Origin of the sequence: Cupriavidus mimosae (assembly GCF_023952485.1) — a bacterium.
GTDB lineage: Bacteria > Pseudomonadota > Gammaproteobacteria > Burkholderiales > Burkholderiaceae > Cupriavidus > Cupriavidus taiwanensis_C.
This window is the reverse complement of sequence record NZ_JALHRY010000001.1, coordinates 840,348-855,014: the sequence shown is the minus strand read 5'-3', so window position 1 is coordinate 855,014 and position 14,667 is coordinate 840,348. Positions and strand designations below refer to the sequence as shown.

The 14,667-nt window shown below is 66.3% G+C and carries 12 protein-coding genes; 3 read left to right on the top strand and 9 right to left on the bottom strand.

Translation table 11 applies throughout. The features are described from left to right. Window positions 1–297: 297 nt before the first annotated feature. The 7 genes from oxlT to MKD50_RS03685 form a co-directional block, all read right to left on the bottom strand. Window positions 298–1,644 (bottom strand): oxalate/formate MFS antiporter, encoded by a 1,347-nt coding sequence (oxlT, locus tag MKD50_RS03715; protein WP_172582388.1) that lies wholly within the window; start codon window positions 1,642–1,644, stop codon window positions 298–300. A gap of 317 nt (window positions 1,645–1,961) precedes the next feature. Beyond that, a complete protein-coding gene (pntB, locus tag MKD50_RS03710) occupies window positions 1,962–3,359 on the bottom strand; it encodes a Re/Si-specific NAD(P)(+) transhydrogenase subunit beta (protein WP_252666423.1) in 1,398 nt (465 codons plus the stop codon). Between the two features lie 16 nt (window positions 3,360–3,375). After that, complete coding sequence (locus MKD50_RS03705) at window positions 3,376–4,935, bottom strand: Re/Si-specific NAD(P)(+) transhydrogenase subunit alpha (RefSeq protein WP_252666421.1); 1,560 nt, start codon at window positions 4,933–4,935, stop codon at window positions 3,376–3,378. A gap of 37 nt (window positions 4,936–4,972) precedes the next feature. Continuing rightward, window positions 4,973–5,755, bottom strand: a complete 783-nt coding sequence (locus tag MKD50_RS03700) for a fumarylacetoacetate hydrolase family protein (RefSeq protein ID WP_252666419.1) — start codon at window positions 5,753–5,755, stop codon at window positions 4,973–4,975. A 149-nt stretch (window positions 5,756–5,904) separates the two neighbouring features. Beyond that, on the bottom strand, window positions 5,905–7,137 hold the full coding sequence (gene frc / locus MKD50_RS03695) for a formyl-CoA transferase (protein WP_115701250.1): 1,233 nt from the start codon (window positions 7,135–7,137) through the stop codon (window positions 5,905–5,907). Window positions 7,138–7,451: 314 nt separating this feature from the next. Beyond that, window positions 7,452–8,171 carry a GntR family transcriptional regulator gene (locus MKD50_RS03690; RefSeq protein ID WP_115701253.1) on the bottom strand — a complete coding sequence of 240 codons (720 nt, stop codon included), beginning with the start codon at window positions 8,169–8,171 and terminating at the stop codon, window positions 7,452–7,454. Between the two features lie 268 nt (window positions 8,172–8,439). Then, window positions 8,440–9,417 carry a 2-dehydropantoate 2-reductase gene (locus MKD50_RS03685; RefSeq protein WP_115701256.1) on the bottom strand — a complete coding sequence of 326 codons (978 nt, stop codon included), beginning with the start codon at window positions 9,415–9,417 and terminating at the stop codon, window positions 8,440–8,442. A gap of 186 nt (window positions 9,418–9,603) precedes the next feature. On the opposite strand from MKD50_RS03685, the gene MKD50_RS03680 reads away from it, so the two are divergent. From MKD50_RS03680 to MKD50_RS03670, 3 genes are all read left to right on the top strand, one after another. After that, window positions 9,604–10,368: a TerC family protein gene (locus MKD50_RS03680; protein ID WP_252666417.1), complete on the top strand. Its 765-nt coding sequence runs from the start codon at window positions 9,604–9,606 to the stop codon at window positions 10,366–10,368. Between the two features lie 107 nt (window positions 10,369–10,475). Further along, window positions 10,476–12,089, top strand: a complete 1,614-nt coding sequence (locus MKD50_RS03675) for an OpgD/OpgG family glucan biosynthesis protein (protein WP_252666415.1) — start codon at window positions 10,476–10,478, stop codon at window positions 12,087–12,089. Between the two features lie 129 nt (window positions 12,090–12,218). Then, entirely contained in the window at window positions 12,219–12,911 is a 693-nt protein-coding gene (locus MKD50_RS03670; protein ID WP_115701264.1) for a GntR family transcriptional regulator, read from the top strand. A 22-nt stretch (window positions 12,912–12,933) separates the two neighbouring features. Here the strand turns inward: MKD50_RS03670 and MKD50_RS03665 are convergent, their stop codons facing one another. Together MKD50_RS03665 and MKD50_RS03660 are read right to left on the bottom strand one after the other, a co-directional pair. Beyond that, window positions 12,934–13,809, bottom strand: coding sequence for an EamA family transporter (locus MKD50_RS03665; protein ID WP_252666414.1), 876 nt, complete (start codon window positions 13,807–13,809; stop codon window positions 12,934–12,936). 214 nt (window positions 13,810–14,023) lie between these two features. Further along, window positions 14,024–14,209, bottom strand: coding sequence for a hypothetical protein (locus tag MKD50_RS03660; RefSeq protein ID WP_115701270.1), 186 nt, complete (start codon window positions 14,207–14,209; stop codon window positions 14,024–14,026). Window positions 14,210–14,667: the final 458 nt, after the last annotated feature.

The following is a 14,667-nucleotide window of genomic DNA, read 5'->3' as shown; positions in this document are numbered from 1 at the left end:
ATATCAGAGAACGGCAAGCTATTTTCCATCTCTGCGCCCAACTTTCGTCAGTGCACCGCAGCAAACGCGGTCGGATCTGCGCGCAAATCAGCGCAATTCCTCAATGGCAAGGCATTCATTCGCGTTTTGCACAGATACCGGCTGCTATACGCAAACGCACCGCACCGACACACCCGACCACGCAGATATATCACATACACTGTTTCTGACAAGCGAGGGGCCCATAGGCCGCGCCTGTCGGAGCAGCCAGGACATTCCCCTGCCTCGCTTCTTGCGGCATCACGCCCGCGCTGCGGCCTATTCAACGCGGCTGGCCGATGGGTTCGTCGCCAGGCCTCCCTCGGCCACTGGCAGCGCGGAAACCGGGTGGCCGATAATGAATCGCTTGCGCATGGGCGCCAGCACCAGTTTCGCCGACAGCCCCGCCGCGATCGTTACCACCGCTGCCACGGTGAATACCGCTTCCCAGCCCCCTCGTGCCGACAGGACCGAGGCCAGCGGCACCAGCATCGCCGCAGTCCCCTTGGCGGTGTACAGCGTGCCCGCGTTCGCCGCGGCGAACTTGCTGCCGAAGGTATCCGCGCACAGCGCCGGGAAGATCGAGAAAATCTCGCCCCAGAACAGGAAGGTCAGCGCCGCGAAGAACATGAACCAGTACGGGTTGTGCCCTAGCTGCATCAGCCCCAGGAGCGCCAGTCCCTCGCCGATGAAGATCACGAACATCGTGTTCTCGCGGCCGAACCGGTCCGACAGGAAGCCGCACAGCGGCCGCGTGAAGCCATTGCACAGGTTGTCGATCGACAGCGTCATCGTCAGCAGCGGCAAGGTCAGCCCCAGCAGCGTCACCGGCATCGACGCAAAGCCGTAGTCCTTGGCGATCGGCCCCAGTTGCGCCGTCGCCATGATGCCGCCCGCCGCCACCGCGACAAAGCAGGCATAGATCAGCCAGAACACCGGCGTCTTCACCATCTGCCCCGGCGTGTACTCCACCGGGTTGGTCAGCACCGCCTTCGCCGCCACCGCGCCCCTGGGCGGCGTGGGCTTCACCAGCAGCAGCGCCAGCACGAAGATGCTCACCCCTTGCAGGATGCCGAAGAACAGGAACGCCTTCTCATAGCCCGCGCTCTGGATCATGTTGGCGATCGGAATCACGGTGATGGCCGCGCCCGCGCCAAAACCCGCCGCGGTCAGGCCGGCAGCCAGGCCGCGCTTGTCCGGGAACCACTTCAGCGCGTTGCCGACGCAGGTTCCGTAAACGCCGCCGGCGCCGATACCGGCGATCACGGCGGCCACGTACAGCTCCGGCAGCGTGGTCGCATACGCGTTCATCACCCATGCCAGCCCCGCGCAGATGGCCCCGCCGGCCACCACCGGGCGCGGGCCGAACTTGTCGACCAGCCAGCCTTCCAGCGGCACCAGCCAGGTCTCGGTGACGATGAAAATCGAGAATGCCACCTGGATGGCGGAAGCGCCCCAATGGTGCCTGGCATCCATCGGTGATACGAACAGCGTCCAGCCGTACTGCAAATTCGCCACCAGACCCATGCATACCACACCGATTGCCAGCTGGATCCAGCGGTTCCCCAGCCCGCGTCCGTTCACGTCATCGCGACCGGCGGGGGCCGATGCTTCCCATTGCGCCATCTGTCTTGTCTCCAGGTTCGTTCTTGTTTGCGCCCTGGCGGGCACATCAGGGCGTTGTGGATTGCCCTTCTCGCAGTTGGACCGGCGCCTGGCATTGCGGCACGTGAAGTCGTGGATTGATGCTACCCGAAGCTTAATTTGACAAGTCTTAAAGTTTTTTATCGTTTCTATTCACGACCCTTTATATAAAGCGGAACTGGCATGAATCGCCGCCGGCGACGCTCATGCCTGCGGCTTGCCAATGCAACAAGCCACCGGGGCCGCCGGAAAGCGGGCCGCGGTGGCTTGCTGAATCGATACCGCGCCTCGACAGGCGATCAGGCCGGCGCTTCCTCCAACTGCCGCAGCAGTGCATCGACGCTGCCCTTGGCATCGCCAAACCACATGCGCGTGTTGTCCTTGTAGAACAGCGGGTTGTCGACACCCGCGTAGCCGGCCGCCATGCTGCGCTTGGACACCACCACGGTCTTGGCCTTCCACACCTCCAGCACCGGCATGCCGGCAATCGGGCTGGCGGGGTCTTCCAGCGCCCCCGGGTTGACGATGTCGTTGGCACCGACCACCAGCACCACGTCGGCCTTGTCGAAGTCGTCGTTGATCTCCTCCATTTCCAGCACGATGTCGTACGGCACCCGCGCCTCGGCCAGCAGCACGTTCATGTGCCCCGGCAGGCGGCCGGCCACCGGGTGGATGCCGAAGCGCACGTTGACGCCCTGCGCCCGCAGCCGCCGCGCAATCTCGCTGATGGTGCCCTGCGCCTGCGCCACCGCCATGCCGTAACCCGGCACGATGATGACCTCGTTGGCGTCCTTCAGCAGGCTGCTGACTTCCTCGCTCGACACCGGCAGCACCTCGCCCTGCTCGGTCGCCGCGCCCTGGGCCTGCACCGCGCCGAAGCCGCCCAGGATCACTGACAGGAACTTGCGGTTCATGGCCTTGCACATGATGTAGCTGAGGATGGCGCCGCTCGACCCCACCAGCGCGCCGGTAATGATCAGCAGGTCATTGCCGAGCATGAAGCCGGTCGCCGCTGCCGCCCAGCCGGAGTAGCTGTTCAGCATCGACACCACCACCGGCATGTCGGCGCCGCCGATGGCCAGCACCAGGTGCGCGCCGACCAGTAGCGCGATCACCGTCATCGCCGCCAGCGGCACCAGCCCCTGCTGCGGGTCCGGCGCACTGAGGAAGGCATAGCCCAGCCACACGCACACCACCAGCGCGCCGGCGTTGAGGACGTGTCGCCCCGGCAGCAGCATCGGCTTGCCGCCCATGGTGCCCTGCAGCTTCAGGAAGGCGATGATCGACCCGGTAAAGGTGACCGCGCCGATCAGGATGCCGAGGTAAGTTTCGACCTCATGGATCGCCTTCTCGGCGCCGCTGAGCGTGGTCGGCTCCAGGTAGCTGGCGTAGCCGACCAGCACCGCGGCGAGGCCGACGAAGCTGTGCAGCACCGCCACCAGTTGCGGCATCTGCGTCATCTCGACGCGCCGGGCCAGCATGGCCCCGGCAATGCCGCCCACCACCATCGCCACGATGATGATGGCGATGCCGTCTGGACTGCCCGCCAGCACCGTGGTCATGACCGCGATCACCATGCCGGCGATGCCGAGCATGTTGCCGCGCCGCGCGGTGGCGGGATGGCTCAGCCCGCTCAGGCTGAGGATAAACAGCGCACTGGCGGCGAGGTAAGCGATATTGCTGATTCCGGATGGCATGGTTCTCTCCCTGGCCTTAGTCGCGCTGGAACATCTTCAGCATGCGCTGCGTCACCAGGAAGCCCCCGGCGATATTGATGGTGGCCACCAGCACCGCGCAGCCGGCGATCACCGCCGTCAGCAGCGACGGCTTGCCCAGCTGCACCAGCGCCCCCACCACGATGATCCCGCTGATGGCATTGGTCACGCTCATCAGTGGCGTGTGCAGCGCCGCGGTGACGTTCCACACCACCTGGTAGCCGACGAAGATGGCCAGCACGAACACCGTGAAATGCGCCATGAAGGCCGGTGGCGCGACCGCCCCCAGTCCCAGCAGCGCAGCGGCCGCCAGCGCCAGTGCCATCAGCGTCGTCCCGGTGCGGCTGCGCGGCGGCGCGGCTTCGGCCGGCGCCGGGACCTCCGCCGGCGCCTGCTGCTGCGGCACCGCCACCGTCAGCGGCGGTGGCGGCCAGGTCACCGCGCCCTGGTGCAGCACGGTCGCGCCGCGGATCATCTCGTCGTCCATGTCCACCACCAGCTGGCCGTCCTTGCCCGGCGTCAGCTCACTCAGCAGGTGGCGGATATTGGTGCCATAGAGCTGGCTGGCCTGCGCCGCCATGCGGCTGGGCAGGTCGGTGTAGCCGATGATGGTGACGCCGTCGCGGCGCACGCTTTCACCCGGCACGGTCAGCACGCAGTTGCCGCCCTGCTCGGCGGCCAGGTCGACCACCACGCTGCCGGCGCGCATCAGCCGGACAGTGCCGGCTTCCAGCAGCTTGGGCGCCGGCTTGCCGGGGATCAGCGCGGTCGTGATGATGATGTCGACCTCGCGCGCCTGCTCGGCAAAGAGGCGCATCTCCGCTTCGATAAAGGCCGGGCTCATTTCCTTGGCATAGCCGCCGCTGCCGCTGCCATCTTCTTCGATCTCGACCGTGAGGAACTCCGCGCCCAGGCTCTCGATCTGCTGGCGCACCACCGGCCGCGTATCGAAGGCGCGCACCACCGCCCCCAGGCTGCGCGCCGCGCCGATCGCCGCCAGCCCCGCCACCCCCGCGCCGATCACCAGCACGCGCGCCGGCGGGATCTTGCCCGCGGCGGTGATCTGCCCGGCGAAGGGCCGGCCGAAAGCGTGCGCGGCTTCGATCACCGCGCGGTAGCCGGCCATATTGGCCATCGAGCTGAGCGCATCCAGCTTCTGCGCGCGCGAGATGCGCGGCACGCAGTCCATCGCCAGCACCGTGGCGCCGCGCTGCGCCAGGCGCTCCAGCATTGGCATCTGCTGCGCCGGCCAGACAAAGCCGATCAGCGCGGCATGCTTCTTCAGCAGCGCCGCCTCTTCCACCCCCAGGCTGGGATGGACCTGCGGCGGGCGCACCTTGACCACCACGTCGACCGAGGCCCACAGGCTGGCCGCATCGACAATGGCCGCGCCGGCGGCGCGATAGTCGTCGTCCGAGAACGACGCTTCCAGCCCGGCACCGGTCTCGACTACCACCTGATAGCCGAGCTTGAGCAGTTCCTTGACCGAGTCCGGGGTGGCGGCAACGCGCCGCTCGCCCGGGTGGACCTCGCGCGGCACACCGATCGTCATTGGCATGGCATTCACCGTTTCAGGAAAGGGATCTGGCGCCGGCTCAGCCGCGCACGTGGTTGACCAGCGAGCCGATGCCGGCGATCGACACCTCGACCACGGCGCCGTCCTTCATCGAACCAACGCCCAGCGAGGTGCCCACCGCGATCACGTCGCCCGGCATCAGCGTCAGGTCCTGCGAGATCCGGCTGACCTGTTCCTCGGGCGAGAAGATCATGTCCGACAGCGCATAGTTCTGCCGCTCCACCCCATCCAGCCGCGTGACCACGCTGGCGGTCTTCCAGGCAAAGCCGGTGACGATGGCGGGGCCGATGCAGCCGAAGGTGTCGAAGCCCTTGGCGCGGGTCCATTGCGGGAAATTCGGATCGGCCGTGATCAGCTCGGCCGCGGTCACGTCGTTGACGATGGTGTAGCCGAAGATATGCGCGCCGGCTTCCGCCACGGTCACGTTGCGCGCCTTCTTGCCGATGACGATGCCCAGCTCGCCCTCGTAGACGATCTTGCCGTCGTAGCTCTTGGGGCGCTGCACCGCGTCGTTGGGACCGGCCAGCGACGACGCCGGCTTGATCAGGAACAGCGGGTGCGTCGGCACCGGCTTTTCCAGCTTGCGCGCGAGCGCGTGGAAGTTGTTCCACAGCGCCACCACCTTGCCCGGCGCGCACGGCGCGACCACGGTCAGCGCGGCGCGGTCATGCACCGCGCCGGTGAGGCTGGGATTGTCGAAGCCGTCGCGGTCATATTCGACCACGCGGTTGTGGTCGGCCTCATCGATGCGGCCATGGCCGATGCTGCCGTCGGCGCGGCGAAAACGTATCCAGGTTTGCACAGCATGCTCCTTGCGCAGGCAAAGGAAGGCCCCGCCTGCGCCGATGTCGGTTGCAGGAATCGTGGAAAGGGAGGAAGAACGGGACGGCGCGGCGCGCCCGTCATTCCCGCGCGGGCGGGAATGACGGCGGCCATTGCATCAGGCCGGCCTCATACCGCGCCGGCCAGCTTCATCGCGGCGATCTGCGCGGGCGTGCGGCCCAGCCACTCGAGAATCTCCTCGGTGTGCTCGCCCAGCAGCGGCGAGCGTTCCACCTGCACCGGCGAGGCCGACAGCGTGATCGGGCAGCCCAGCTGCACGTAGTTGCCGCGCTGCGGATGCTCGAGCTCGACCAGGTAGCCGCGCTGGTACAGCGACTCGTCCTCGATCAGGTCCTTCATCGACAGGATCGGGCCGCACGGCACATCGACCTCGTTCAGCGCCGCCATCACCTCGAATTTGCTGATGCCGCGCGTCCATTTCTCGATCACGGCGAAGCAGTCGGCCAGGTGCTTGAGGCGTGCTTCCGGCGTGGCGTAGTCCGGATTGGTGATGAGGTCTTCGCGCCCGCACAGGCGCATCAGCGGCTCCCAGCCCTGCGGCTGGATGATGACGTAGACATAGTCGTTGGGGCCGCCCGGCGCGCAGCGCAGCGCCGCGCCCGGCTGCCCGCCGCCCGAGGCATTGCCCGCGCGCGGCACGTGGTCGCCGAAGTCCTCGTTGGGATACTCACGCAGCGGTCCGTTGGCCAGGCGCTGCTGGTCGCGCAGCTTGACCCGGCACAGGTTCAGCACCGCGTCCTGCATCGCCACTTCCACGCGCTGGCCGCGGCCGGTGTGCTCGCGCTGCAGCAGCGCGGCCAGGATGCCGACCACCGCATGCACGCCGGTACCGGAGTCGCCGATCTGCGCGCCGGTCACCGTGGGCACGCCGTCGGCGTCGCCGGTGGTCGACGCCGAGCCGCCCATGCACTGCGCCACGTTCTCGTAGGCCTTGCAGTCGGCGTACGGGCCCGGGCCGAAGCCCTTGATCGAGGCATAGACCAGGCGCGGGTTCAGGTCCTGCATGTGGTCCCAGTCGAAACCCGCGCGCGCCAGCACGCCGGGACCGAAGTTCTCGATCAGCACGTCGCTGCGCTGGATCAGGTCCTCGAGCAGCGCCTTCCCTTCGGGGGTCTTCATGTTAAGCGTCAGGCTGCGCTTGTTCGAGTTGAGCATGGTGAAGTAGAGGCTGTCGGCGTTGGGCACGTCGCGCAGCTGGCTGCGCGTGATGTCGCCGCGTCCCGGCATCTCCACCTTGATCACGTCCGCGCCCAGCCACGCCATCAACTGCGTCGCCGACGGGCCCGCCTGGACGTGGGTCATGTCCAGGATGCGCACTCCTTGCAGGGCTTTGGTTTCCATTGCGAAGGGTCTCCTCTTCCGCTATTTGTAGTCTCTGATGACATACGGTATGTGATATATCAGAAGAGAGCAAGAGGAGTTTGGCGCTTTCGGGGCAAATATCGACGATGCGACGCAGCACGCGCGGGCTATATAGCGGCAAGAAGCATAAAAGCGGACGTTTTCAATGCTGATCTGACATAAAGGCCAACGCGCTTTCCACATTGATATATCACACACCATTTAGTGAAATGCCTTTCGCATGCATGGCGCAGGCCCAAAAGCAAAGCGGCGGACCGAAGTCCGCCGCCTTATGCCCCTGGCTGGTGTCTGTATCAGTCCAGGAAATCGCAGTGCTTCTCGACATAGTCGGCCAGGTCCAGCGAATGCTGCCGCACCAGCCGCTCCGCCAGTTCGGTGTCCCGCTTCTCCAGCGCCTCGATGATGCGCAGGTGGTCAACGATCGATCGCGCCGCGCGATCGCTCTGCGAAATGGTCATCTTCCGGATCGCGCGCACGTGGATAAAGATGTTGCGGATCGTGTCCATGATGATCTGCGACTTGGACAGTCGCACGATCGCCTGGTGGAACACGATATTGGCGTCGGAATACTCTTCGATATGCTCGGCCGGGGTGGAATCGCGGAAGCTGTCGAACATGCTGCGCAGCTGTGCGATCTCGGCGTCGGTGGCATTCTTGGTGGCCAGCCGGGCCGCCATGCTTTCCAGCGCGGCCCACATCTGGATCATCTCGACGATCTCGCGCTTGGTCTTGCGCATGATGTAGATGCCGCGCCGCGGCACGGTGCGCAGGAAGCCTTCCTGCTCCAGCAGCGTCATGGCTTCGCGGATCGGCGTGCGGCTGACGCCCATGGCCTCGCTCAGCACCCGCTCATCCAGCCGGATCTCGTCGCGCGACTGGTAGATGTCGGCGTCGGCGATGGCCTGGCGCAGCATGGCGTAAGCCTGGTCGCGCAGGCTGGCGCCGGCGTTGATCGGTTGTACCGACAGGGACAGCCCGTTGGGCTGGACGATGGATTGGCTTTGCGCAGACATGGATGTGCTCGTGTGAGACCGGCGGCCGGGCGGCCGGAATGGCGCCCTCCGCATTGCTGCACAGCTTAGCAAAAACGCCTGACCCATTATGAAAACGCATCAAATGATGCGCAATCCACATGCATCGGCACAAAAGCGGTGCGCGGCCTGTCGTATATGGTATATCACAATCGACCAGCCTTCCCGTTTCGCGAGCCGGGCAAGCGTCACGTCGCGTGCCCGGCTCGCGCCCTGGAGGACGCCCGACCCGGTGGCGTCCCGCGGCGTCTCAGGCGGCAAGCTTTGCCATCGCGTCGCGCTGCTTGATCAGTCCGAGCACGGCATCGCACATCGGCGTCGGCTCGCCCACCAGCCGCCCCATTTCCTGCACCACCGTCAGCAGCGGATCGATTTCCATGGCCCGCCCCGCCTCCAGGTCCTGCAGCATCGAGGTCTTGTGCGCGCCCACGGCGCCGGCGCCGTCGATGCGACGTTCCACGTCGACGCGGAACTTCACCCCGAAGCGCTCGGCGATGCCCTGGGCCTCCACCATCATCTGGCGCGACAGCGCGCGCGTGGCGGGGTCGGCGGTGATGACATCGAGCGTGGCGTGGGTCAGCGCGCTGATCGGGTTGAAGCACAGGTTGCCCCACAGCTTGAGCCAGATCTCGTCGCGGATGTTGTCGCGCACCGGCGCGTCGAGGTCGGCGGCCATCATCATTTCGCTGAGCCCGGTCACGCGCGCGGAGCGGCTGCCGTCCGGCTCGCCCAGCGGGAACTTCTTGCCGTAGACATGCTTGATCACGCCCGGCGCGACGATTTCGGCGGCCGGATAGACCACGCAGCCGATGGCCCGCTCCGGCCCCAGGCGCTGCCACTGGCGCCCGCCGGGATCGACGCTCTCGAGCGTGCGGCCGGCCAGGTCGCCGCCATGCTTGTAGAAGTACCAGTAAGGAATGCCGTTGACGCCGGTCACGATCGCGGTGTCCCGCCCCAGCAGCGGCTGCAACTGGTCCACGACGCCGGGCACCGAATGCGCCTTGAGGGTGATGAACACATAGTCCTGGGGACCGAGTTCACGCGGATCGCTGGTGCAGCGCACCTTCGCCACCCGTTCCTCGCCATCGATCAGCAGCTTGACGCCGTGCTCCTGCATCGCCGCAAGGTGGGGTCCGCGCGCGACAAAGCTCACCTCGGCCCCCGCCCGCGCAAGCTGCGCCCCGACATAGCCGCCGATGGCACCGGCGCCGTAGATACAGACTTTCATATGCTGCCTCCTTGATGGCTCGATTGGATCTTTTGATATATCACATACTATATTCCGTGACGGCACATGGCAACCTGCAATAGTCCGGTCGGGCGCGCCTTTATCTTTATGTGACAGGCTGCGCGTCCAAGGGGCGCTGCGCTAACATAAAACCTGCATGCGCCTTCCCATCACTCCGGAGCCCTCATGGAAGCGACGTTGGCATTGCTGCAGGATCCCGCCGCCTGGGCGGCGCTGGCCACGCTGGTGGCAATGGAAATCGTGCTGGGGATCGATAACCTGATCTTTATCTCGATCCTGACCAACAAGCTGCCCGCGGAGATGCGGGAGAAGGCCCGCAAGATCGGCATCAGCCTGGCGCTGCTGCTGCGCCTGGGCCTGCTGGCGACCATCGCCTTCATCGTCACGCTGACCCAGCCGCTCTTTACCGTGCTGGGCCATGAGCTGTCCTGGCGCGACCTGATCCTGATCGCGGGCGGCGGCTTCCTGGTGTGGAAGGCCACGCGCGAAATCCATCAACACGTCACCGCCGCCGAGGAAGGCGAGGAAGGCGGCACTACCCAGGCCGTGCACAGCTTTGCCGCCGCCATCGGCCAGATCCTGGTGCTGGACCTGGTGTTTTCGATCGACAGCATCATCACCGCGGTCGGCATGACCGAACACGTGCAGATCATGTTCGTGGCCGTGATCGCGGCGGTGATGGCGATGCTGTTCGCGGCGACCCCGCTGGCCAACTTCATCAACCGCAACCCGACCATCGTGATGCTGGCGCTGGCCTTCCTGATGATGATCGGCATGACGCTGATCGCCGAAGGCCTCGGCACGCACGTGCCCAAGGGGTACATCTATACGGCGATGGCGTTCTCGGCCTCGGTCGAGGGGCTGAACATGCTGGCGCGACAACGGCGCCGGCAGCGCCGCGCCGCGCGCCAGGCGAGCGAGGTGCGGTGAGGCGCTGGCGCCACCCGCTGTAACAGAGGGTGTCCGAACTTTTCCGCGGCGCCGGCGTCTTTTACAGTTCTGCTCAATCCCGGACAATAAAAGGACGCTTTCACCACATGATGAACCGCCGAACCCTGCTGGTCTCCGCCACCGCCTCTGCCGCGCTTGCCGCGCTCGGCATTACCCCATCGGTGCTGGCAGCCGGCCGGATCAAGCTAGGCGAGGCCCAGCCGTTCGGCTTCGACGCCCTGATCGAGCGTGCCCGCGCCCTGGCCGGCAAGCCTTACGCCCCGCCGCCCGCGCCGCCCGCGGACGTGATGTCCAGGATCGACTACGACGCCCACGGCAAGATCCGCTTCCGCACCGAGGACGCGCTCTTTGCCAGCGGCCCGGGCCAGTTCCCGGTCACGTTCTTCCACCTCGGCACCTACTTCCGCAGCCCGGTGCGCATGCATGTGATCGAGCGCGCCAAAGGTGGCACCGGCAAGGCCCGCGAGATCGTCTATGACGATGCTTACTTCGACATGCCGGCCGACAGCCCCGCGCACAAGTTGCCGCCGGGCAGTGGCTTTGCCGGCTTCCGCTTCCAGGAAAGCCGCCTGGGCGACCAGAAAACCCGCGACTGGCGCAAAAACGACTGGGTGGCCTTCCTCGGCGCCTCGTATTTCCGCGCCATCGGCGAGCTGTACCAGTATGGCCTGTCCGCGCGCGGCATCGCCATCGACGTCGCCGAAGCCGGCAAGCAGGAAGAATTCCCCGCCTTCACCCACTTCTGGTTCGAGACCCCGGAGGGCAACAGCGACACCGTCACGGTCTACGCGCTGCTGGATGGGCCAAGCATTTCCGGCGCCTACCGCTTCGTCATGCAGCGCGCCAAGGCCGTGATCATGGATGTCGAGTGCGTGCTGTTCCTGCGCAAGGACGTGGCGCGGCTGGGGCTGGCGCCGCTGACCTCGATGTACTGGTTCTCCGAAAGCATCAAGGGCACCGCTGTCGACTGGCGCCCCGAAGTGCACGACTCCGACGGCCTGGCGCTGTGGAACGGCGCCGGCGAGCATATCTGGCGCCCGCTGAACAATCCGCCACAGACCACGGCGTCGGCCTTCGCCGACGACAACCCGAAGGGCTTCGGGCTGCTGCAGCGCGACCGCCTGTTCGACCATTACCAGGACGGCGTCAACTACGACCGCCGCCCGAGCCTGTGGGTGGAACCGCGCGACGGCTGGGGCGCCGGCTCCGTGCAGCTGGTGGAGCTGCGCACCGACGATGAGATCCACGACAATATCGTCGCCATGTGGGTGCCGAAGGCGCCGGCCAAGGCCGGCAACACCTACCGCCTGCGCTACCGGCTGCACTGGGCGGCCGACGAGCCCTACCCGTCGCCACTGGCGCGCTGCGTCGCCACGCGCCTGGGCAACGGCGGCCAGCCAGGCCAGCCGCGGCCCAAGGGCGTGCGCAAGTTCATGGTCGAGTTCAAGGGCGCGCCGCTGGAGAAACTGCCCTTCGGCGTCAAGCCCGAAGCGGTGCTGACCGCCTCGCGCGGCACCTTCTCCTATGTTTTCACCGAAGCCGTGCCCAACGGCGTGGCCGGGCACTGGCGCGCCCAGTTCGACCTGACCACCGACGGCACCCAGCCGGTCGACCTGCGGCTGTTCCTGCGCCTGAACGGCAAGCCGCTGTCGGAAACCTGGCTGTACCAGTACCACCCGTTCCAGTCGCCGGCGGGCTGACGCCCCTCACCGCGCGGGGCTGGCGCCGGGCCAGCCCCTTTACACCTTATTGCGACACCGTGATGTCAGGCGGGCGCGAGCGGGTATGATGGCTGGCTACGACAGTTACACCGCATCCGCCAGCCTCACATGATTTCTCAAGAGTTCAACGGCGCCGCCGACAGCGGCCAGGCTGCATCGCTCCCGCGCTCGGAGCGCGCCTACCAGCAGTTGCGCGCCGCCATCCAGGCCGGCCAGCTTTCCCCCGGCACCCGGCTGCGCGAGGTGGAACTGGCCGAATCGCTGGGGTTGTCGCGCACGCCGGTGCGTGAAGCGCTGTCCAGGCTGGAATCCGAGGGCCTGGTCGTCAACGAGCCCAACCGCGGCATGATGGTGACGCAGCTCGACGCCAGCATGGTCAGCGAGCTGTACGTGATGCGCGAAGTGCTGGAAGGCACCGCCGCCGCGCTGGCCGCGCGCCACGCCACCGACGTCGAGATCTCGCTGCTGCGCGATATCGTCGAGCGCGATCTCGCCATCGCCGACGATCCCGACCGGCTTGCACTGAACAACCGGCTGTTCCATGAGACCCTGCACCGCTGCGCCCACAACCGCTACCTGCTGAAGACGCTGCGCTCGCTGCACGAGTCCATGGCGCTGCTCGGGCGCACCACGCTGGCGGTGCCGGGGCGTGCGCGCAGCTCGTACGAGGAACACATCTCGCTGGTGGAAGCGCTGGAACAGCGCGATCCGACGCTGGCCGAGCAGATCGCGCGCCGGCATATCCAGCAGGCCTACAAGGTCCGGCTGTCGCTGTGGATCCAGGAGCAGTCGGGCCGCTGAGGGCCCCGCCCGCACAGCGCCGTCAGGCCGCCTGGGCCCGCGCCGCGCGTAGCGTGCCCAGGCTCAGCACAAGCAGCGCCGCAAGGATCAGCACCACCGCGCCCAGCGTCTGCGGCGCGATTTGTTCACCGCCCAGCCATGCGCCCATGGCCAGCGCCACCGGCGGGTTCACGTAGACATAGCTTGCCGCCAGCGTCTGGCTGACCGCCGAGACCAGGTACATGTAAGCGGAGAAGGCTACCAGGGACCCCGCCACCACCAGGTAGACCCAGGCCCAGCCGGCCTGCGCGCTGACGGAAGACGGCCACGGCTCCTGCCGCAGCAGCGACAGCGCCATCAGCACCGCGCCACCGATCACCATCTCCGCGGCAAACGCTGCAGCCCCCGGCGGCAGGTCGAGCCGGCGCGCCAGCTGCGAGCCGAAGGACCAGCTCGCCACCGCCAGCAGCAGCGCCACCACGCCGCCGGTGCTGACCTGGAACTCCGCGCCCGCGGTCAGCACCAGGATGCCGGCGCTGCCGATGGCAATCGCCACATACTCATACCACTTCGGCCGGTTGCCGAAGCATGCGCCCCAGATCAGCGCGAAGATCGGCATCGACCCGATCATCACCGTGGTGGCGCCCGAAGAAATCGTCTGCTCGGCGATGGCAGTGAGTCCCATGCCGCCCACCAGCAGGAACAACGCCGGCACCGCGCAATGGCGCAACTGCCGCCCCGACGGCATCGGCGTGCCGCGCCATGCCAGCCACGCGCTCAGCAGCAGGCCCGCGCACAGGAAGCGCGTGCCCATCATGAACAGCGGCGGAAAGCTCTCCAGCGTAAAGCGGATCGCCAGGTAGGTCGTGCCCCAGACCACATAGGTGATCAGCAGGCACAGCAGCACAAGCGGGGACATGGGCGCACGGGATTCCGGAAAGGCATCCAAGATAGCCCCGTCCGCCACTTTGGCAAAACGAAAAGCACTGGCAAGCCTTGTGAAAGTTGTTCACAAAGCACTCAACTGCCGCAGGCAAAACAAAACCGGCCGCGTTCACCCGGGCGGGCGCACTGATGGCCGGTTCTTCAACGCAGCCCTGAAGGGCCGCAAACTACCGTACTGCCGCCAGGGCTCAGCCGTTGGCGTAGACCACCTTGGCGTTGCGGGCCTGGCTTTGCAGGCGCTCGATCACCGACTGCACGGTGGCGATGGCGCGCTTCACGTCATGGGCGAAGCCCAGGCTTTGCGTGCCGAGCTCGCGCTCGATGAGTTGGCGTTCGAGTTGATCGGTCAGCTTGATATCGGATTGGGTGTTCATGGCGTCCTTCCTTTCGGGATTACCCTCATGGGGTTTTCCCTGATTGTAGCAAAAGAATTGACGCATTGCAGCATTAGGTGAAAGTACGTATGCCCGCTCATGGTTAAGTGATGCTTGCAGCATGGACGTTGCGGGGGATCAGGTGAACCTTGGCGTCCGAAGGGATAGCTGCCGGGCCAAGCGTGGCGGCGCCGTCCCTGGCACCGCGGCGCCGGATCCTGCTGGGCGACATGTTCCATGACGGCATTGATTTTTGACGGCATTCCCACCACTGGGTACCAGTCGCCGGCAGTGGCAAAGGCCGGCCGAACCGCAGCGAGGAATTCACGCGGCGATTGGCAGCCCCTGCGTGCGAGCCAGTGATCTCGGTATCGAGATTGGCCCGGGAGCACGGGCTGCAATCGATATCGGGTCTCGTTAGCTGTACAATTGACCCAAATTCTTTCGAAAGCCGGTCA